General features: G+C 75.0%; 5 protein-coding genes. All 5 read left to right on the forward strand.

The features are described from left to right. On the forward strand, positions 1 to 1191 hold a 1191-nt coding region (locus ACWDEX_RS24810; RefSeq protein ID WP_450466123.1), incomplete at its 5' end, for an acyltransferase domain-containing protein. Then, positions 1188 to 7271 (forward strand): amino acid adenylation domain-containing protein, encoded by a 6084-nt coding sequence (locus ACWDEX_RS24815; protein WP_450466124.1) that lies wholly within the window; start codon positions 1188 to 1190, stop codon positions 7269 to 7271. The genes ACWDEX_RS24810 and ACWDEX_RS24815, both read left to right, overlap by 4 nt. Next, positions 7271 to 13705: an SDR family NAD(P)-dependent oxidoreductase gene (locus ACWDEX_RS24820; protein ID WP_450466126.1), complete on the forward strand. Its 6435-nt coding sequence runs from the start codon at positions 7271 to 7273 to the stop codon at positions 13703 to 13705. The genes ACWDEX_RS24815 and ACWDEX_RS24820 overlap by 1 nt, the downstream gene beginning before the upstream one ends. Next, complete coding sequence (locus tag ACWDEX_RS24825) at positions 13702 to 19287, forward strand: SDR family NAD(P)-dependent oxidoreductase (protein WP_450466127.1); 5586 nt, start codon at positions 13702 to 13704, stop codon at positions 19285 to 19287. Before ACWDEX_RS24820 ends, ACWDEX_RS24825 begins: the two co-directional genes overlap by 4 nt. Further along, positions 19284 to 22529: a non-ribosomal peptide synthetase gene (locus ACWDEX_RS24830; RefSeq protein WP_450466129.1), complete on the forward strand. Its 3246-nt coding sequence runs from the start codon at positions 19284 to 19286 to the stop codon at positions 22527 to 22529. The genes ACWDEX_RS24825 and ACWDEX_RS24830 overlap by 4 nt, the downstream gene beginning before the upstream one ends. Positions 22530 to 22576 lie beyond the last annotated feature (47 nt).

Here is a 22576-nt window from a genome sequence, read left to right on the forward strand (position 1 = left end):
CTCGCCGGCGTCTTCACCCCCGAGGACGCCCTCACCCTCGTCGTCACCCGCGGCCGCCTCATCGAGGAACTCCCCGAAGGCGCCATGCTCGCGGTGCCGCTGGGTGAGGAGGAGGTGCTGCGGCGCGTCGGTGACCGGCTCGACCTGGCCGCGGTCAACGGGCCCGGGCAGTGCGTGGTCTCCGGTCCCGTCGCCGAGGTCGACCGGTTCGCCGACGCGCTCGCCACGGACGGGGTGGACACCGGGCGCCGGCTGCGGATCCGGGCGGCGGGGCACTCCCGGATGCTCGACCCGGTACTGGACCGGTTCGCTTCGGCGGTCCGCGGCATCCGGCTGAACGCCCCCTCGACGCCGTGCCTGTCCAACGTGACCGGCACCTGGGTCACGGAGGCGGAGGCCACCGACCCCGAGTACTGGGTGGCCCATCTGCGCCGTACCGTCCGCTTCGGGGACGGGCTGCGCGCCCTGCTGGACAAGGGCGGTGACCCGGTGCTGCTGGAGGTGGGCCCCGGCCGAGGGCTGAGCGCGCTGGTGTCGCTGCACGCCGACGCCGCGGGCGGATCGCCGTACACCCGGACGTCGCTGCGGCATCCGCAGGACGCGCGGGGCGATGTGGAGCACCTGCTGACGGCTCTCGCCGACCTGTGGTGCCGGGGGGTGGAGGTCGACTGGGAGGCGTTCGGCGCGCCGGAGCAGCGGCGGCGGGTGCCGTTGCCGACGTACCCGTTCGAGGGGCGCAGCTACCGGATCGGTGCGGCTTCTGCCCCGCGACCGGCCGCGCAGGAGGCCGCAGAGCCTACGCGCGCCCCGGACGTGCCGGCGCCTGCGCTGGAGGCGAACCTGTCCGAGGCGCTGCACCGGCGTCCGGAGCTGGCCACCCCGTACGCCGCTCCACGCGACGAACTGGAGGAGATGGTCACCGGCATCTGGCAGCGGCTGCTCGGCTACGACCGGGTCGGCGTGGACGACAACTTCTACAGCCTCGGCGGGCACTCGCTGGTGGCCACCCGGGTGGTGTCGGAGCTGCGGGGCGCCTTCGACGTGCAGCTGCCGCTGGAACGGATCCTTCAGGCGGTCACCCCGGGTGAGCAGGCGGGGGTCGTGCGCTCCCTGCTGCTGGAGAAGCTGGAGACGATGACGGAGGAGGAGGCCGCGGGCCTGCTCGACGAGGGGACGCGGGGGCAGCGATGAGCGAGCAGGCACGACTGAGTGCGGCCCGGCAGGAGCTGCTGCGCCGGTGGAAGCGCGGCACCGGCACCGGCACCGGCACCGATGAGCGCGCCGCTGAGCGGGGCGGGGCCGCGCGCGCCGGGGAGCCGGTTCCGCTGACGTTCCAGCAGCTTCGGCTGTGGTTCCTGGACCGGCTGGTGCCGGGCAGCCCGGCGTACAACATCCCGGTGGCGCTGCGGCTGTCGGGCCCGCTGGACGTGGACGTGCTGCGGTCGGCGCTGAGTCGGCTGGTAGAGCGGCACGAGGCGTTGCGGACATCGGTGACCGAGGTGGAGAGCGCCGAGCCGGTGCAGCGGACCGGGCCTGCGCGGCCGGTGGAGTTGCCGGTGGAGCCGGTGGCCGGTGAGGAGGAACTGCGTGCGCTGGTCGACGCGGAGGCGCGGGAGCCGTTCGACCTGTCCACGGGGCCGCTGTACCGCTTCCGGCTGCTGCGCCGGGATGCCCGCGATCATGTGCTGTTGCTGACCTGGAGTCATCTGGTCGCCGACGGCTGGTCCGCGGCGGTCTTCTCACGGGAGCTGAGCGCCGTGTACCGCGGGGCAGTGGGCGGCCGGACGGTGGAGTTGCCGCCGCTGCCGCTCGGTTACGCCGACTACGCGGTACGGCAGCGTGGGACGATGCGCGGGGAGCGCCTGGAGCGGCTGCTGGCCCACTGGAAGGGCGTACTGGCGGGCGCGCCGACGGTGCTGGACCTGCCGACGGACCGGCCGCGTCCGGCGATCCAGAGTTTCCGGGGCGACGCAGTCCACTTCGCGTTGTCGCCCGAGCTGACGGGACGCCTCAAGGAGCTCGCGGGGGCCACGGACACGACGCTGTTCATGGTGGTGCTGGCCGCTTTCAAGACGCTGCTGCACCGGTACGGGGCGGGCAGCGACCTGGTGGTCGGCACACCGGTCGCGAACCGGGGCAGCACCGACCTGGAGGGCGTCTTCGGCTTCTTCGCGAACACGCTGGCGGTGCGTACCGACCTGGCGGGCGACCCGACGTTCCGGGAACTGCTCTCCCGGGTGCGGTCGGTCACCCTGGACGCGTACGCCTCCCAGGATCTGCCGTTCGAGAAGCTGGTGGACGAGCTGGGCCTGGATCACCGTTCCACCAGCCACAACCCGGTGTTCCAGGTGATGTACGCGCACAACAACACCCCGGCACCGACGACGGATCTGGGTCCGGGGCTGACGGCGACCTCGCTGCACGGGAACACGGGAGCCGCCAAGTTCGACCTGTGGCTGTCCACGGCCGAGGTGGCGGACGGGATGCGGTGCGTGCTGGAGTACGCAACGGACCTGTTCGAGCGGGCCACCGCCGAGCGGGTGATCGGTCATCTGCGCACGCTGCTGGCGGGAGTCGCGAAGGCACCCGATGTGCCGCTGTCCCGCCTGCCGTTGCTGGACGCCGGGGAACGCGAGCGGCTGGTGCGCGGCTGGAACGCCACCGACACCGAGTACGACGGCACCCGGCTGCTGCACCGGCTGGTGGAGGAGCAGGCGGCGCGCACTCCGGACGCGGTGGCCGTCGTGCACGCCGGCCGGAGCCTGACCTACCGGGAGCTGGACCGCTGGGCCAACCGGATCGCGCACCGGCTCGCGCGGCACGGTGTGGGCCCCGAGACGGTCGTGGCCGTGGCGGCGGAGCGCTCCCTGGAGCTGGTCGCCGCGCTGCTCGGAGTGCTCAAGGCGGGCGGAGCGTATCTGCCGCTGGACCCGTCGTACCCGCCGGAGCGGCTCGCGCACATGCTGCGGGACTCGCGGGCCGGAGTGCTGCTCGTGCAGGACAGGGTGCGCGGTCTGCTGCCGCCCTTCGACGGCACGGTGCTCCCACTGGACCGCGCCGACGGGGAGCCGGAGCACGATCCGGCGGTGCCGGTGCGGCCGGACGGGGCGGCCTACGTCATCTACACCTCGGGGTCGACGGGCCTGCCCAAGGGTGTGGTGAACACGCACGGCGGCATCGTGAACCGGCTGCGCTGGATGCAGGACGCCTACGGCCTGACGGAGCGGGACCGGGTGCTGCAGAAGACCCCGTACAGCTTCGACGTGTCGGTGTGGGAGTTCTTCTGGCCGCTGGCCCAGGGGGCGCGGCTGGTCTCGGCGGAGCCGGACGGCCACCGCGACAGCCGGTATCTCGCCGAGACCGTGGCCGCCGAGGGCATCACGGTCGTGCACTTCGTGCCGTCGATGCTGCGGCTGTTCCTCGGCGAGCGGGACATGCCGCGACCGGCGGCGCTGCGCCTGGTGGTGTGCAGCGGTGAGGCGCTGCCGTACGAGTTGCAGGAGGAGTGCGCGGCGCGGCTGCCGGGGGTGCGGCTGGAGAACCTGTACGGGCCGACCGAGGCCGCCGTCGATGTCACCCGGTGGACGTGCCGCCCCGGCGATCCGCGGGAGCTGGTGCCGATCGGGACGCCGGTCGCCAACACCGGGATCCATCTGCTCGATCCGGCGCTGGAGCCGGTGCCGGTGGGAGTCCCCGGCGAGTTGTACATCGCGGGGGTGCAGTTGGCGCGCGGCTACCACGCCCGGCCGGGGATGACCGCCGACCGTTTCGTTCCTGACCCGTTCGCCACGGAGCCCGGAGGACGTCTGTACCGAACGGGCGATCTGGCTCGTCGGCTGCCGGACGGGTCGATCGAGTTCCTCGGGCGTGCCGACCACCAGATCAAGCTGCGCGGCCTGCGTATCGAGCCGGGTGAGATCGAGGAGGCGCTCCGCGGTCACGACAGCGTGCGTGACGCCGCCGTCGTCGCCCGCCGCCCGGCCCGCCAGCGCGCGGACCGATCCGGCGAGGGGTCGCAGGCGACCGTCGACGACAGGCAGTTGGTCGCCTATGTCGTCCTCGACCGGGAGCGCACCCGGCAGGGTGTCGACCGGAAGACAAACCTGCCTGATCGTCAAGTAGACGAGTGGGCCGGGGTGTTCGACACCGCCTACGCGCAGGGACCGGCGAAGTCCGCCGGGTCTGACGGTGGGCGTGAGGCCTCCTTCGACCTGGCGGGCTGGGACAGCAGTTACACCGGCGAGCCGCTTCCGGTGGAGGAGATGCGGGCCTGGGTGGACGGCACGGTGGACCGCATCCTCGCACTGCGGCCGCGGCGGGTCCTGGAACTGGGCTGCGGCACGGGCCTGTTGCTGTTCCGGTTGGCCTCGCACTGCGAGAGCTATGTCGGGGCCGATGTCTCACGCACCGGTCTCGACGGCATCCGGCGGGAGCTCGCGGCGGCCCCGCTGCCGCAGGTGTCGCTGGTGCAGGCGCCCGCCGACCGCCCGGACCTGGTCGGGCCCGGCACGGTCGACACCGTGGTGATCAACTCCGTGGCCCAGTACTTCCCGGACCCGGAGTACTTCTCCGCGGTGGTGCGGCAGGCCATCGCGTACACGGCACCCGGCGGCCGCGTCTTCCTCGGCGACCTGCGTGATCTGGGGCTGCTGGAAGCCTTCCACGCATCCGTGGAGACCGCGTCCGCCGACGCCGGCACACCGGTGGACACGGTACGGGCACTGGTGGCCCAGCGGGTGCGGGAGGAGCAGGAACTCTGCGTGGACCCGGCGTTCCTCACGGCGCTGCGCCGTGCGAACCCGCGGATCGGGCGAGTGGAGATCCAGTTGAAGGGCGGCGGGTACGACAACGAGCTGAGCCGCTTCCGCTACGACGCCGTCCTGCATCTGGACGTCTCCTTCGACGCATCCGGCGTCGAGTGGCAGGAGTGGGACCGGCTCCCGCAGGGACGCGGCACCGACGCCGTACGGGCGCTGCTGGCCGGGCGCGGCGAACGGGTGCCCAGGACGCTCGGGCTGCTCGGGGTGCCCAATCCGCGCACCGCCCCGCATGTCGCCACCGCCGATCTGCTGGCGGACTGCGCCGGGGAGCAGACCGTGGGCGAGGTGGCGGAGAGAATACCGTCGAGCACCGACCCGGACCCGGAGTCCTATCGCGCGCTCGCGGCCGAGCTGGGGCTGCGCGTGGAGATCCGCCGCTCGGCACGGCACGGCGCCGACCGGTGCGACCTCCTCTTCCAGCCGGCCGGCACGAGGGAACCCATCGGTTTCCCCGACGCCGAGGACTCCGACGCGGCCCGTGGAACGACGCCGCTCACCAACCGTCCCCTGGACCAGCGGCTGGCCCGGGAGCTGACCCCGGCATGGCGCGCGTGGCTGAAGGAACGGCTACCGGACTACATGGTGCCCGCGTTCTTCATGCCGCTGCCCGAGCTGCCGCTCACCCCGAGCGGGAAGTGCGACCGCTCGGCGCTGCCCGAGCCGCCGCCGGTGCCGCCCACCGCACAGGACGACGCCGCGCCCGGCACACCGCAGGAGGAGCTGCTGGCGAAGGTGTGGTGCGAGGTGCTGGGGCTGGACCGCGTCGGTGTCCACACCAACTACTTCGAACTGGGCGGGGACTCGATCCGGGGCGTCCGGGTCGTCTCCCGGGCCAACCAGGAAGGGCTCGCGCTGACCCTGCGCGACCTGTTCCAGTACCCGACGGTCACCGAACTCGCCGCCGTGGCCGCCCGGCAGAGCGGCACGGACGCCGAGCCCGACCACGCCCGGACCGGCTCGCCGCAGGACCGGACCCTGGCCGGGCTGAGCGCCGCCGACCTGCGGCGCCGCGCCGAGTTGCTGCGCGATCCGCGGTACGCGGACGCCTATCCGCTCTCTCCGTTCCAGGAGCACATGCTGGCCCGCTGGACGGCCGATCCGCGACCGGAGCAGTACCTGGTACAGCGGGTGGAGGTGATGCGCGGCCCCTTGGACACCACCGCGTTCGCCGCGGCATGGCGCCACTTGGCCGAGCGGTTCCCGATCCTGCGGACGTCGTTCGTCCACGACGGTTTCGACGAACCCCTCCAGGTGGTGCACCGGCAGGCGCCGCTGCCCGTACGGACCGAGGACTGGACCGGGCTGGCCCCGGCCGAGCGGGACGAGGCGCTGCGCGCCCATCTCGCCCGGGACAAGCGCGAGGGTCTGCCGCCGGGCGGCCCGCACGCGATGCGGCTGCTGACCGCACGGGTCGCCGACGACGCCCATGTCGTCGTGCTGTCCTTCAGCTATCTGCGGGTCGACGGATGGAGCCTGGCACTGTTCACCGAGGCACTGCTCGCGGACTACGCCGAGCGCACCGGTGCCGCGCCCGCCGCCGTCGACGAGGGCCCCGCCTACGGGAAGTTCATCGCCTGGGTCCGCGAGCACGGCACCCGAGCGGACGCGGAGGCCTACTGGCGCAACGCGTTGCGCGGGCTGCCCGCGGCGGACCTGTCGGCCACGGTGCCGGGCAACCGGCCCGGCACCGAGCGCGGGTTCGCCCGCCAGGACATACGACTGCCCGCGTCGGTCACCGACGCCCTGCTGGTCGCCGCCCGGGCGCTGCGCCGCACACCGAACCTGTTCTTCCAGGCGGCCTGGGCGGTGGTGCTCGGCGCGTACGCGCGGTGCGACGAGGCGGTGTTCGGGGTGTTCGTCAACGGGCGGCCCTCCGCCGTGCCCGGCATCGAGGCGATGCGCGGCCCGACGATGAACCTGCTGCCCCTGCGGGTGCGCGGGCTGTCCGGAGCCCCGGAGGGTCCCGGCACGCTGGCCGGTCTGGTGGAGGCGCTGTCCCGGCAGGCCCTGGAGCTGGACGACCACGCGCAGACGCCACCGCGGCTGGTGCAGCGGTGGGCCGGGCGCGCCGAGAACGAACCACTGTTCGACAGCTATGTGGTCTTCCAGAACCTGGGCGCGGAATCGTTCCTGTCGACGGACGCGGTCCCCGTGTTCTTCTCTCGGATGGGTCATCCGCTGCGGTTGGACGTCTTCCCCGGCCGCCGGACCGGGATCGCCGTCTCCTACCACCGTGAGCTGTTCCAGGACGCCGCCGTCGAACGGATCCTCACGGACCTCGCGACGGTGGTGTCCGCGGCGGCGGCGCGGCCCGACATCCCCTTGGACGAGCTGGCGCGGCTGGTGCACGAGGGCGGGTCCGGCCCGGCCGGGCGGCCGCGGCTCATCGTCGAAGGGGCGTTGAGCACCGAACAGATCGACGAGTCCCCCGTCCTCGGAGCCGACGAGTGATGCGACCAGACACCTCCCCCACGGCCCCCGACCCGGACGCGGCTCCCACGCCGCTCGCGCCGTCCGTGACCGAGGCACACGAGCGGATCCTGGCCGCGGTCGCGGACCGCGCGGGCAGCGCGCCGGAACGGCTGGACGCGCGGGCCCGGTTCAGCGAACTGGGTCTGGACTCGCTCGCCACCACCTCGCTGCTCCGCGAGATCGGCGCCGCGTTCGGGCGGGACCTGCCGCCCACCGCGGCCTGGGAGCACCCGACCGTCGAGGCCCTGGCCCGGTACGTGGCCGGCGCATCCGAGGCCGTGGGGCCCGTTGCGGACGGCTCCGGTACGCCGGTCGCGGAGCCCGTCGCGGTGGTCGGCATGGCCTGCCGGTTCCCGGGCGCCGCGGACCTGGACGCGTACTGGCGGCTGCTGCTGGACGGCGTGGACGCCGTCACCGAGGTGCCGCACGACCGCTGGGACGCCGCCGCCCTGTACCACCCGGACCCGGAGGAGCCGGGCCGGTCCTCGACCCGGTGGGGCGGTTTCCTGAGCGGAGTGGACCGGTTCGACCCGCAGTTCTTCGGGATCTCGCCGCGTGAGGCAGCGCTGATGGATCCGCAGCAGCGGATCATGCTGGAGCTGGCGTGGACGGCGCTGGAGGACGCGGGCACGGACCCGGCTACGCTGCGCGACAGCCGCACCGGCGTGTTCACGGCCGCCTTGTGGAACGACTACGCGCGCCTGACCGGCCGAAGCCCGCAGGCGATCGGCCGGCACACCGCGACCGGTGAGGACCTGAGCGTCATCGCCGCGCGCATCTCGTACACGCTGGGCCTGCGCGGTCCGAGCGTGGGCGTCACCACCGCGTGCTCGGGTGCGCTGACGGCGGTCCATCTGGCCTGCCAGAGCCTGCGGGACGGGGACAGCGAGACCGCGCTCGCCGGTGGCGTCAACCTGCTGCTGGCGCCGGAGAGCACGGTGGCGATGACGAAGTTCGGCGCGATGTCCCCGCGCGGCCGCTGCCGGGCGTTCGCCGCCGGCGCCGACGGCTATGTGCGGGCCGAGGGCGGCGGTCTGGTCGTCCTGAAACTCCTGTCGAAGGCCCGGGCGGACGGCGACCGGATCTACTGCGTGATCCGCGGCAGCGCCCTCAACAACGACGGGTACAGCAACGGCCTGACCGCGCCCAGCCCGCAGGCGCAGGAGGACATGCTGCGGCAGGCCTGCGCCCGGGCCGGGGTCGCACCCCGGGACGTGCGGTACGTCGAAGCGCATGGCACCGGCACCCCGCTGGGCGACCCGATCGAGGCGGGCGCCCTCGGACGGGTGCTGGGCGCCGGGCGCCCGGAGGACGCCCCGCTGCTCATCGGGTCGGTGAAGACCAACCTCGGCCATCTGGAGTCGGCCGCCGGCGTGGCGGGGCTGATCAAGACGGCGCTCGCCCTGCACCACCGGACGCTGCCGCCGAGCCTGCACTTCACCCAGCCGAGCCCGCACATCGACTTCGCCGGGCTGGGTCTTGAGGTGGTCACCCGGGCCCGCACCTGGCCGGAGCGGGAGAACGGCACGCCGGGCGTGGCGGGCGTCAGCTCCTTCGGTTTCGGCGGCACCAACTGCCATGTGGTGCTGGAGGCGGTGGCACCGCCTCCCCGGCTGCTGACGCTGTCGGCGCCCGACGCCGAGTCCCTGCGCACGCTCGCCACGGACCTGGCCGCCACCACGGCCCGGGCCGCCCCCGGCACCGCTACCGCGGAGCTGGTCGCGGCGGCGCACCGGCGGGTGACGCCGGGACCCGCCCGCGCCGCGGCCGTCGTACGTTCCGCCTCCGACCTCGTCACCGCCCTGGAGGAAGCGGCGGGCACCGGTGACTGTCCGCAGAAGCCCGCCCGTCTGGTGTTCGTCTTCTCCGGGCAGGGCTCGCAGTGGGCCGGCATGGGCCGGGACCTGCTGCGTGAGGAAGCCGTCTTCCGGGCCACGGTCGACGCCTGCGACCGGGTCTTCGCCGAACTGGCGGGCTGGTCCGTGCGGGAGACGCTGCTGGCGGGTGACGCCGAGCGGCTGGGGCGCACCGAGGTCCTTCAGCCGCTGGTGTTCACCGTGCAGGCCGGGCTGGTGGCGCTGTGGGAGTCCTGGGGCGTGCGCCCGGACGTCGTGCTCGGTCACAGCCTCGGCGAGGCCGCGGCCGCGTACGCGGCGGGCGCGCTCGGGCTTCGTGACGCGGCGCGGGTCGTGCACCACCGCAGCCGGCTGATGGCGCGTATCGACGGCACGGGCGCCGTGGCGGTGGTGGCGGTGGACGCCGACCGGGCCGCCGAGGTGGCGGCCCGGCACGGCGCCGGCCGCGTCGAGGTGGCCGGACGCAACAGCCCGTCGGCCACGGTGCTCGCCGGGGACCCGGACGCGGTCGAGGAGTGTCTGGCCGTCCTGCGTGACAAAGGGGTTGTGGGGCATCGGGTCGCCATGGGCGTGGCCTCGCACACCGCGCACTGCGATCCACTGCTGCCGGAACTCGGCGCGGAGCTGGCCGGAATTCGGCCGCTGCCGCCGCTGACCGCGCTGGTCTCGACGGTGACGGCCGCACCGGTCACCGGCGGCCCGGACGCCGACTACTGGCGGCGGAACCTGCGTGAGCCGGTCCGTTTCGCCGACGCTGTCGGGCGGGTGCTGGACGACGGGCCCGCCGTGTTCCTGGAGGTCGGCCCGCATCCGGTGCTCGGCCGGGCCATCGCCGAGACGACGGCCGCGCGCGGCCTGGACCCGGAGCGCGTACCGGTGTGCGCCTCGCTCCACCGCGAACAGGACGCCCGTACCTCGCTGCTCACCGCGGCGGCCCGGCTGCACCGCGCCGGGTTCGATGTCGCCGTCCCCACTCCGGGGCTGCCGGACCCCGCCGCGCGGACGCGGCAGCCGCGGCTGCTGACGCTGGCCGCGCACAGCCCGGAGGCGGCCCGCGCACAGGCCGGGGCGGTGGCCGACCTGCTGGCCGCCGCGCCGGAGGCTCCCCTGGACGCCGTGTGCGCCGCCACGGCCCGGCTCAGGAGCGGTGGGCGGCACCGCGTGGCCGCTGTGGCGCGCAGTCGTGAGGAGGCCGTCGCCCTGCTGCGCCGGGCCGCCGCGGATCTTCCGGATCCGTCGCTGCGGGTGGGCTCCGTGCCGCGCCGGCCGCGCAAGCCGGCGTTCGTCTTCTCCGGTCAGGGCACCGCGTGGGCGGGCATGGGGTGGGGCCTGGCGCGCCGCGAGCCGGTGTTCCGCGCGGCCCTTGAGCGGTACGACGAGATCGTCGGCGACCTGGCCGGCTGGTCGCTGCTCGACGAACTGCGGACGGACGAGGGCCGTTCCCGGCTGCGTTCCACCGAGGTCGTCCAGCCCGTCCTGTGCGCGGTGCAACTGGCGCTCGTGGAACTGTGGGACCACTGGGGGGTGCGGCCGGACGCGGTGGCGGGTCACAGTGTCGGGGAGATCGCCGCCGCCTGCGTGGCCGGTGCGCTGGCGCCCGAGGACGCGTTGCGCGTGGCGGTCGAGCGGGGCCGGGTGATGGAACAGGCGGCCGGGCAGGGCCGGATGCTCGCGCTAGCGCTACCGGAGGCGGACACGGTGGCCGTGCTGGACCGGGTGCTCGGGGCGTGGGCGGGCCGGGTGGGCGTCGCCGCCGTGAACGCCCCGTCGGCGTGCGTCGTCGCGGGCGATGCCGCCCTGCTCGACACACTGCTCGCCTCGCGGGCGCTCCAGGGGGTACGGGCGCGGTTCCTGGACGTCGACTACCCGTTCCACAGCCCGCTGATGGACCCCTTCGCCGCCGAACTCGCCGAGCGGCTGGCCGGGTTGCGCCCGGCCGACGGCCGACTGCCGTTCGTCTCCACGGTGACCGGGGACGAGGTGCGCAGCACGGACCTGGATGCCGCGCACTGGGGCCGGACCGTGCGCCACACGGTGCGGTTCCGGGACGCCGTGGACGCGCTCGCCGTGCTCAGCTGCGACGACTTCGTGGAGATCGGCCCGCATCCGGCGCTCGTCCCGGCGGTCGCGCAGTGCCTGGCGGACCGTCCCGACGAGCACCGCACCGTCGTACCGTCCCTGAGCCGGGGCGACGACACGCACACGCCGCTGGTGTCCCGCGGGGCCCTGTGGGCGGTGGGGTATCCGGCGCTGCGGGACGCGGCGCCGCTGCCCTCGACGCGGTCCGCGCGGTTGCCCGCCTACCCGTGGCAGCGGGAGCGGCACTGGATCGAGGAGGCACCGCCGACGACCGGCGTCCACGCGGACCCGGCGCTCTGGGACCGGCTGGGCGCACTCGCCGCCCGGCTCGATGCGCGGGCGGACCTCAGCGAGACCGAAAGGGCCGCGCTACCGCGGCTGCTGCGGCTGCTCGCCGAGGAGGACGCGGCGGTACGGCGGGCGGCGGACTGCCGTGGGGACGCGGCGGCGCGGCCGACGGTGGATGGCGGTGAGGAGGTGGCGGGCCCGGCGACCGGCGAGGGCGACCGGATCGCGCAGGCCCCCCGCCACACCGTGCGATGGGAGCCTCTCCCCGCCCTGTCCGCTCCCGCCGGGGATGACCTGACGGGTCATTGGCTGCTGGTCGGCGGAGGTGCGCTGACCGAGGCGCTGGCGGAGCGGCTGCGCCTCGGCGGCGGCACGGTGACGGCCCTTCCGGCGCGGGGCGAGGACCTCGGCACGGCCCTGACGGCGGCGCTCGACCGGATGGCGGGCCCGCTGCGCGGCGCCGTCCATCTGCACGCGGCGGAGACCGGGACCCGTCCCGGCGCGGACGCCATCGGTGAGGTCACCGCCTCGGCCCTGGCGCTGGTGCGGTGCCTGGCCTCCCGCTCCCCCGCGGACGTCGGCGGGCTGTGGTGCGTGACCCGGTCAGCCCGGCCGGACGCGGGACCCACCACGGCCGAGCCCGGCACCGGGAGCGTCGCCGCGGCCGGGGCCGCGCTGTGGGGTCTCGCGGCGACGGTGGCGCAGGAACACCCGGCGCTGTGGCGCGCGGTGGTGGACACCGACGGCGCGGAGCCCGGCCGGACGGCGGACCTGCTGGCGGCCGAACTGGCGCCCCGGCAGGCAGTGGCCGACCGCGAGGACCGGCTGGCGTTCCGCTCCGGTGCGCGGCTCGCGGCGCGGATCGCCCCGCTTCCGCCCGAGCCCGGCCCCACAGCGGCGCCGGTCCTGGACCCGGACGCGGCCTACCTGGTCACCGGCGGCACCGGAGGCATCGGCCGGCTGGTGGCCCGCCGACTGGTCGAGCACGGCGCCCGCAGGCTGTTCCTGGCCGCCCGCGGCGAACCGTCCGAGCAGACCCGGCGGATGCTGGACGAGCTGACGGCGGACGGTGCCCGGCTCACCGTCGTCCGCGCCGACGTTGCCCGGCGGGACGACGTGGAACGGCTGCTGCGGCTCATCGCGGACGAGGGCGCGCCGCTGCGCGGAATCGTCCATGCGGCCGGTGTCCTCGACGACGGCATCCTGCTCCAGCAGACTCCGCAGCGGCTGCGCCGGGTGCTGGCACCCAAGGCGGGCGGTGCTCTGCTCCTGGACGAGCTGAGCGACGGTATGCCGCTGGACTTCTTCGTACTGTTCTCCTCCTTCACGGCCGCGCTCGGCTCGGCCGGCCAGTCCGGGTACACCGCCGCCAACGCGGTGCTGGACCGGATCGCGCTGGGCCGCCGGGCGCGCGGTGTGCCGGCCGTCAGCATCGGCTGGGGGCCGTGGCGCGAGGTGGGCATGACGTCCGGGCAGGCCGCCGCCCGGCAGCGGTGGCCGGAGCGCGGCCTGACACCGCTGGACCCGCGGCTGTGCCTGCGGGCGTTCGACCGGGCCCTGACGGGCGCGGCCCCTCCGTACGAGCTGATCCTCGACGCCGACTGGGCCAGGTACGCGGCACGGCTGCCGGGCGGTACGGCCCCGGCCCACCTGCGAACGGTGCTGGGCGCGGCCGGCGTCGGCCCCGACCGGGCGGACGCGCCGGAGCCGCGGCTGGCGCGGCGGCTGGCCGACGCCCACCCCGACGACCGCCGGGCGCTGCTCGGCGACCATGTCGCCCACCGGGTGGCCGAGGCGCTGGGCATCGCCGATCCACGGCGGGTGGACCGGGAGGCCGGGCTGTTCGACCTCGGCCTGGACTCCATGTCCGCGGTGGGTCTCGCACAGCGGCTGGGCCGGGACCTCGACGCGTACGGGGAACTGCCCGCGACCACCGTGTTCGACCACCCGAGCGTCGCCGCGCTCACGGTGTACCTCGCCGGACTGCCGCCGACGGCCGGGGACGCCATGTCCGAAGCGAGCACTGCCGGACGAGCGGAACCAGGCGGTCAGGACGCCGAGTGGGGCGGTGTGGACGCGGATCTGGAGTCGCTGCTGGCGGAGATCGAGGGACTGTCCGAGGAGGAGGCGGCCCGCCGCCTGGCCGAACTGGCCGACGACGGCCCGTTCACGGGGAGGAAGGAACCATGAAGGACCTGTCGGAGCGTCTGGCCGGCCTGTCGCCGGAGAAACGCGCCCTGCTGGAACGAGTACGCGCCCGGTCCGGCGGCTCCCCGGACACCCGTGCGGAGGAGAAGGGGACCTCCGAGCCGATCGCCGTGGTCGGTCTGGGCTGCCGCTTCCCCGGCGGCGCCGACGGCCCGCGGGAGTACTGGCGGCTGCTGCGGGAGGGCGTCGACGCCACCGTTCCGGTGCCGCCGGACCGCTGGGACGCCGACCGTCTCCACAGCCCGGACCCGGAGCGCCCCGGACGCGTCTACGCACGGCGCGGCGGCTTCCTCACCGAGCGGGTCGACCGTTTCGACGCCGCGTTCTTCGGCATCTCCCCGCGCGAGGCGGAGAGCCTGGACCCGCAGCAGCGGCTGCTGCTCGAGGTGGCCTGGGAGGCGCTGGAACACGCGGGGCAGGCGCCGGGCGCGCTGTCCGGGTCGCGGACCGGAGTGTTCGTGGGCATCGGCATCGACGACTACAAGTCGCTGCAGACGGCCGACGAGGAGGCCATCGACGCCTACACCGGCACCGGCAACCTCTTCTGCGCGGCGGCGGGCCGCATATCGCACACCCTGGGGCTGACCGGCCCCAGTATGGCGGTGGACACCGGCTGCTCCTCCTCGCTGGTGGCCGTGCACCTCGCCGTGCGCAGCCTGCGTCTGGGCGAGAGCGACATGGCGCTGGCCGCCGGGGTGCACCTGATGCTGACGCCGGAGATCACACTGTTCCTGTCGCGGGCCCGCGCCCTGTCCGCCGAGGGGCGCTGCCGCACCTTCGACGCGGACGCGGACGGCTACGCCCGCGGCGAGGGCTGCGGTGTGGTGGTGCTCAAGCGGCTGTCGGACGCCGTGGCGGCGGGGGACGAGGTGCTGGCCGTCATCCGCGGTTCCGCGGTCAACCACGACGGCCCGAGCGCCGGTCTGACCGTGCCCAACGGCGCCTCCCAGCAGGCGTTGCTGCGCGCCGCGCTGGCCGACGCGGGCACCGCGCCCACCGAGGTGGGCTATCTGGAGGCGCACGGCACCGGTACGCCGCTCGGCGACCCCATCGAAGTACGGGCGTTCGGCGCGGTGCTGGCGGAGGACCGGCCGGCCGGGGCGCCGCTCGTGGCGGGGTCGGTGAAGACGAACATCGGGCACCTGGAGGCGGCGGCGGGCGTCGCCTCGCTGATCAAGGTGGTGCTGGCCCTGCGGCACGGCGAGATCCCCGCGCATCTGCACTTCGAGCGGCCCAGCCCGCACATCCCCTGGTCCGAACTGGCCGTGCGCGTGCCCGTGGAGCGCACGCCGTGGCCCGGGGGCGGGCCCGCCCGTGTGGCGGGCATCAGCTCCTTCGGTATCGGTGGCACCAACGCACATGTCGTGGTCGCCGAGGCACCGCCCGAGGCGCGGGTCACACGGCCCGGTACGACCGACAGCGACCGCCGGCCTCGCCTGCTGCCGCTGTCGGCGCGGGACCCCCGGGCGCTGCGCGCCCTCGCGGCCCGCTACGCCGATCGCCTGGCCGAGGGCGGCCTGTCGTGGCCCGACGTGGCGCACACCGCCGGACGCGGACGCGGCCACTTCGCCCATCGGCTCGCCGTGGTGGCGTCCGACGCGGCCGAGGCGGCGCGGCTGCTGTCCGCCTGGGGCGAGGAGCGGGAGGCGGACCGGGTCACCACCGGGCACACCACGCGAGGAGCCGGGCCCCGGGTGGCGTTCCTGTTCACCGGGCAGGGCTCGCAGTACGTGGGCATGGGAGGCGGCCTGTACCGGGACCAGCCGGTGTTCCGCGCGGCCGTGGACCGGTGCGCCGAGTGGCTCGGTGACGTGCTGGAACGCCCTTTGACGGAGGTCCTGTTCGGCACCGGGGGCGACGACGACGCGGCGGTGCTGGACGACACGGCGTACGCGCAGCCGGCGGTGTTCGCCGTGCAGTACGCCCTGCTGGAGCTCTGGCGTTCCTGGGGGGTGAGGCCCTCCGCGGTGCTCGGGCACAGCCTCGGAGAGTACGCGGCGGCCTGTGCCGCGGGCGTGCTGGAGCCGCGCACGGCCGCACGGCTGGTCGCCGAGCGCGGCCGGCTGATGTCGGCCCTGCCCGGGGACGGGGCCATGGCGGCGGTGTTCGCGGACGCCGACCGGGTGCACCGGGCGGTGGCCGAGCACACCGCGCACGGTCCGCTGTGCGTGGCCGCCTACAACGGGCCGCTCGAGACGGTGGTGTCGGGCGCGGCGGCGGCCGTGGACGCGCTGCTGGCGGAGCTGGCCGCCGCCGGTGTGCGGGCACGGCGGCTGGAGGTGTCGCATGCGTTCCACTCGCCGCTGATGGGCCCGGCGCTGGAGGCGTTCGCGCCACGGCTGTCCGAGGCCGCCCTGCGCCCGGCCCGACTGCCCTACTTCTCCCCCGTGACCGGGGAGCGGATGAACCCGGCCGCCCCGGCGGACCCACGGCACTGGCTGCGCAACCTGCGCGAGGCCGTCCGCTTCGACCAGGCGGTGCGTGCCCTGGCGCAGGACGGCTGCGACGTCTTCGTGGAGGTCGGCCCGCAGCCGGTGCTGACCGGGCTGGCCCGCCGCGGCGGGATCGCGGCAGGGAACGAGGACCGCTGGCTGGCGTCCATGGCCCGGTCGGCCCGGTCCGCCGACGAGACGGGTCGGCTGCTGGACGTGCTGGGGCGGCTGTACGTACAAGGTGCGGACGTGACCTGGGCGGCACTGGACGACCCGGCGGCCCGGAAGGTGGCGCTGCCGACCTATCCGTTCCAGCGGCGGCGGCACTGGCGGGACACCCGCGGCGGCACGCGCCCCGCTTCCCGACCGCCGGTGTCCGTGTCCGGCTCGCACCTCGGGGCGCGGCTGCGCTCACCGGCCGTGCGGGACACCGTCTTCCACCGCCGTTACGACGCGCACTCCCCCGAGCACCTGCCGGACCACCTGCTGTTCGGCACCGTCGTGGTGCCCGGCGCCTCCCACCTCGCGCTGCTGCTGGACGCGGCGCGGGCGGAGTACGGGGCGACCCCCTGCCAAGCCCACGAGGTGCTGTTCCCCCGGGCGCTGGCGCTGGCGGAGGGGCACACCCGTGAGGTGCAGATCGTGCTCCGGGCCCCTGGTGCGGACACGGCCGGCCGGTCCTTCGACGTGGTGTCGGCGCCCGCCGACGACGAGCGGCCCCAGTGGACCGGCCACGCCTCGGGCGTCCTGGAGGCCGGCGCCGGGCCGACGGAGTCCGCCACCGGCCGCGAGCCGCTCGCGACCGTACGGGACCGGTGTGCCCGGGAGACCTCGGGTGAGGAACTGCACGCCCGGATGGACCGGGCCGGTTACGGGCTCGGCCCGTCGTTCCGGTGGATCGGCCGTATCCACCACCGCCCGGGCGAGGCGTTGGCAGAGCTGTCCCGGCCTCAGGCTGCCGGTCCCGGTCACGTCCTGCATCCCGGTCTACTCGACTCCTGCTTCCAGGCCTCGATGGTGCTGCTGCCCGAGGACGCCCCCGGCGGCCGGAGCCTGCACGTCCCGGTGCGGGTGGACCGGTTGGTGTGCCACGGCACGCCGGACGAGAACGCCGTGCTGTGGCTGCACCTGCGCGAGCGGACGGCGCCGCAGGACCAGAGGGACGATCTGGTCGTCGATCTGAGTCTGGTCGACGACCGGGAGCAAGCGGTGCTCGACATGACGGGCGTGCGGCTGCGCCGCGTGGACCGTGACACGCTGACGGGTGCCGGTGGCGAGGCGGTGCTGCGCACCGTGCGCTGGGAGACGGCGCCCGCGCTGCCGCCGACCGTGGCCCCGGCGGGCCGGGCGGCCCGCTGGCTGGTCGTCTGCGAGGACGCCGAGGCGGGCGCCGGACTGGCCCGGGCACTGCGGGAGTCGGGCGGCGCCGAGTGCGTGGTGGCCGACGGGGTCGACCTGAGCCGGCCAGACGAGGTCGCCCACGCCGTAGCGCGGGCCGCGGACGGCCCGCTGGACGGTGTCGTCGGGCTGTGGAGCGGTGCCGCCGACGAGGTGCGGCCGGAGGTCGGGGCGCTGCATCTGGTGCAGGCCGTGGCCGGGGCCGAGGTCACACCGCGGCTGTGGCTGGTGACCCGCGGAGCCCAGTGCGCGACGCCCGGCGAGGGCGCCGTACCCGAACACGCCTCCGTGTGGGGGCTGGGCCGGGTCGCGGCCGCGGAACTGCCCGCATCAGCCTGCTCGTTGATCGACCTCGACCCCGCCGGAACCGCTCACGCCGACGAACTCACCCTATTGGCCGATGAGTTGATACGGGGTGATCGTACGCCTCGGGCTGTCGCGCACCGCGCGGGCGGCCGCCTGGTCCCGCGCGTCGCGGACCTGCCACCGTCCGGGTCGGGACGGCCGCGGCTGCGCGCGGACGCCCTGTATCTGGTCACCGGCGGCACCGGCGGCCTCGGGATGCGGGTGGCCCACCACCTCGCCGAGCGCGGGGCACGCCACCTGGCGCTGCTGGCACGCGGGCCGCTGCGCCCGGAGGCGGAGAGCGAGGTCGCGGCGCTGCGCGCGGCGGGTGTCACGGTCCGGCTGCCGCGCGCCGACGTGGGCGACCCCGAGGCGCTGCGCGCGGCGCTGGCCGCGCTGCGCGACGACGGGCCGCCGCTGCGGGGCGTGGTGCACGCGGCCGGTGTCCTCGACGACGGCATCCTGGTCCGGCAGGACGCCGACCGGCTGCGCGAGGTGGCGGCGCCCAAGACGGCCGCGGCTCGGCTGCTGCGCGTGGAGCTGGAGGGCACGGACCTCGACTTCCTGCTGCTGTTCTCCTCCGCGGCGGCCACCCACGGCACGCTCGGGCAGGGCGGATACGCCGCGGCCAACGCCGGGCTGGACGCGCTCGCGCACCGTTGGCGAAGCGAGGGCCTGCCGGTGACCTCGGTCGCCTGGGGAGCGTGGGCCAACACCGGTATGGCGGCCGGGCTGACGCCCGAGGACCTGGACCGGTTGCTGGGCCAGGGGATCGGCGCCCTCGCCCCGGAGGAGGCCGCGGAGCTGCTGGACCGGGTGCTGCGGGAGCCGGTACCGGCGCATGTGCTGGCGCTGCGGACGGCACCGGCCGCCCCGCCGGCCGCCGTGGACCACACGAGCCCGCATCCGCGGCCGGAGGGGATCGGCGAGTACGCGGCACCGGCCACCGGCGACGAGAAGGCGCTCGCCGAGCTGTGGGAAGAGGCCTTCCGTATCCGTCCTGTCGGCGTCGAGGACGACTTCTTCGCCCTGGGCGGCGACTCCATGCTGGCGCTCACCATCGTCACCCGCGCTCGCCGACGGGGGCTGACTCTCAAAGAGTCGGACTTCTTCCGCAGCCCCACCGTCCGAGGCCTGCTGCGCGCCGAGCGGGACACCGAGGCCGTCCGCGCCGAGGACGAAGCCGACGGCGCGGACGCGGCGACACCACGGCTGAGCGAGGAAAGCCGGGCCCTGCTGCACGGCCGGCTACGCGGCGGCCAGGCCCGGGATACCGCCCTCGCCGTCTCCCCCCTGCTCGCGGCGCGGCTGCGCGCGGCCGCCGACCGGCCACCTGAGCGATCCCGAACGTCCACGACTTCCGACGAGGCCAAAGAGGCACAGTCATGACACTCGAGTCCACGGAGGGCGTCTACCGCCTCTCCTTCATGCAGCAGGGCCTGCTGTACCACAGCCTGGTCGACCCGGAGGCGGCGTTCTACGTCGACCAGGTCGTGCACACCCTCGACGGGCCGTTCGACGAGGACCGTTTCGAGCAGGTGTGGCGGCGCGCGATGGAACGCCACGAGACGCTGCGCACCTCCTTCCACTGGGAGGGCATCGAGGAACTGGTGCAGGTGGTGCACAGCGGCGCCGACCTGTCCGTCGAGCGCCACGACTGGCGCGACCGGCCCGGCGGCCACGACCGTGCCCTGGAGGAGTTCCTGGCCGCCGACCGGCGCCGCGGTTTCGACCTGGAGCGGCCGCCGCTGTTCCGGCTCAGCCTCGTCCGGCACGCCGACGACCGCCACACCTTCGCGTTCCGCTACCACCACCTGCTGCTGGACGCCTGGTCCGCGCTGATGGTCCTCGACGAGGTGTTCACCGACTACGCCGACGCGGCGGCGACGCCCCGTCCGGCCGCGCCGCCGTACCGGACGTACGTGGCGTGGCTGCACCGGCAGGACCTCGGCCGGGCGGAGGAGTACTGGCGGAAGGCCCTGCGCGGCTTCGTCGAGCCGACCCCGCTGCCGGGAGCGGTGCACGCGCCCACGGACGGGCAGCGGCCCGCCGACGAGAACGGGGGCGGGGGCGGGGACACGCGGGAGAACCCGGAGGAGGTGCTGACGCTGTCCCGGGAGACCACCGAGGCGCTCACCTCGATGGCCCGCCGGCACCATCTCACCCTCAACTCGGTGCTCCAGACCGCCTGGGCGGTCCTGCTGGGACGGCACAGCGGCCGGGACGACGTCGTGTTCGGGACGACCGTGTCGAACCGGCCGCCGCAGCTGCCCGGCGTGGAGCACACCGCCGGCCTGTTCATCAACACGCTGCCGGTGCGGGTGCGCCTCGCGCCCGGGGAGTCGTTCGCCGCCGGCTGCGCCCGCCTCCAGCGGGAGGAGGGCGAGCGGCGGGTCCACGACCACAGCCCGCTGATGCATGTGCAGTCGTGGAGTGAACTCCCCTCCGGCACGCCCCTGTTCGACACGATCATGACGTATCTGAACGTGCCGGGCATCGAGACGCTGGGCGGCCGCGAGGGCGCGCTGCGGGTGCGGGGCGGCACCTACCGGTACCGCACGAACTACCCGCTGTCGGTGATGGTGCTGCCCGGCGCGGAACTGTCGGTCCGGCTGGGGTACGACCGCGATCGCTACGACGCCCCGGCGGTGCGCCGCCTGCTGGGCGGGCTGCGCACGGTACTTGAGGCGGTCGCCGCCGAGCCCGAGCGGGCGGTCCGTGACCTTCCGCTGCTCGACGCGGAGGAGGAACACCTGCTGGTACGGCGGTGGGGCCGCGCAGACGCGGATGGTCCGGCGGTCGGCGACGCAGCCGTACGGGCCCACGACATCCTCGCCGGGGCCGTACGGTCCCGCCCCGACGCCACGGCGCTGGTGCACGGCCCGGTGTCCCTCACCTACGGGGAGCTGTCGCGTCGGGCCGACCAACTGGCCTCCTACCTGCGAGGGCTCGGCGTGGGCCCTGACGTGCCGGTGGGCGTCTGCCTGGAGCGGGGTATCGACCTGCCGGTGGCGTTCCTCGCCGTGCTGCGGGCCGGTGGCGCCTATGTGCCGCTGGACCCGGCCTACCCACGGGAGCGGCTGGCGCACATGCTGCGCGACGCGGCCCCGCCCGTGGTGCTCAGCCACCGGGCACTGCGCGACCGGCTGCCGCGTGAGGGGCAGCGCACGGTGCTGCTGGACGCGCACGCGCGGACCATCGGGCGCGAGCCCACCGATCCAGTCGCGGACGGCGGCGTCCACCCGGACAACCTGGCCTACGTCATCTACACCTCCGGCTCCACCGGCGCACCGAAGGGCACCCTGCTCACGCACCGCGGTCTGGTTAACCTGATGGCCGCTCAGCGGGAGACGTTCGCGCTGACCGGCCACGACCGCGTGCTCCAGTGGGCCTCCACCAGCTTCGACGCCTCCGTGTTCGAGATGGTGATGGCGCTGTCCGCCGGGGCCGAACTCCACCTGGCGGGACGCGAGGAGGTGCTCCCCGGTCCGGGCCTGGTGCGGCTGCTCACGGACGCGGGGATCACGGCGCTGACCATCCCGCCGTCCGCGCTGGCCGCGCTGCCCGAGGCCGCGCCGCCCGGCCTGCGGCTGCTCGTGACGGCCGGGGAGGCGCTGCCCGGGGCCCTGGTCGATCGCTGGGCCGACGGCCGGCGGATGGTGAACGCCTACGGTCCCACCGAGACCACGGTCTGGGCGACCTGGCAGGAGGTGCGCGCCGGTGCCGGCGCCCCGCCGATCGGCGCCCCCGTGCCCGGCTTCCGCGCCTATGTGCTGGACGCGTCACTGCGTCCGGTCCCGGTCGGCGCGGTCGGGGAACTGCACCTGTCGGGCCTCGGTGTCGCCCGCGGCTACCTGGGGCTCGCGGCCCGCACCGCCGCGGCCTTCCTGCCCGACCCGTACGGGCCGCCCGGGGCTCGTATGTACCGCACCGGCGACCTGGTGCGGTGGCGTCAGGACGGGACGCTGGTCTTCACCGGGCGGGCCGACGACCAGGTGAAGCTGCGCGGTTTCCGTATCGAGCCCGGCGAGATCGAGGCGGCTCTGGCCGCTCACCCCGATGTCGCCGAGTGCGCGGTCGTGGTGCGGCAGGCGGCGGGCCCGGGGACGGACAGCGCCGACGCGCGGCTCCTGGCCTACGCGGTGCTGCGCCCGGACGCCGCCGAGCGGGGGCCCGCGGCGGGCGACGGGTTGCGCACGCACCTGGAGAAGCTGTTGCCGGAGCACATGGTGCCCTCGGTCGTCGTCGTCCTGGACCGGATGCCGCTGACCGGGAACGGCAAACTGGACCGGGCCGCGCTGCCCTCGCCCGAGCAGGCCGCCGGCGACGACGGCAAGGTCCGCCCGCGTACGGAGACCGAGGAGTTCGTCGCCGGGATCTGGTGCGAGGTGCTGGGCGTGACGGACCCGTCGGTGGTGGACGACTTCTTCGCCGCGGGCGGCAACTCGATCAAGGCGACGCAGTTGGGTTCGCGGATCAGCCGAGCTGCCCAGGTCGACGTCCCGCTGCGAGAGGTGCTCAGGGCCCGCACGATCGAGAAGTGCGCGCTGCTGGTCGAGGAGGCCCTGGCGCGGCAGTTGGAAGGCCTGTCCGAGGATGAGATACGCGCCCTGACCGAGGACCAGTGGTGACGGCCGCCACGGCGGACCGCCACCGTCCCGCACATCCGCACATCACA

The sequence above is a fragment of the Streptomyces sp. NPDC001020 genome, from assembly GCF_053599115.1.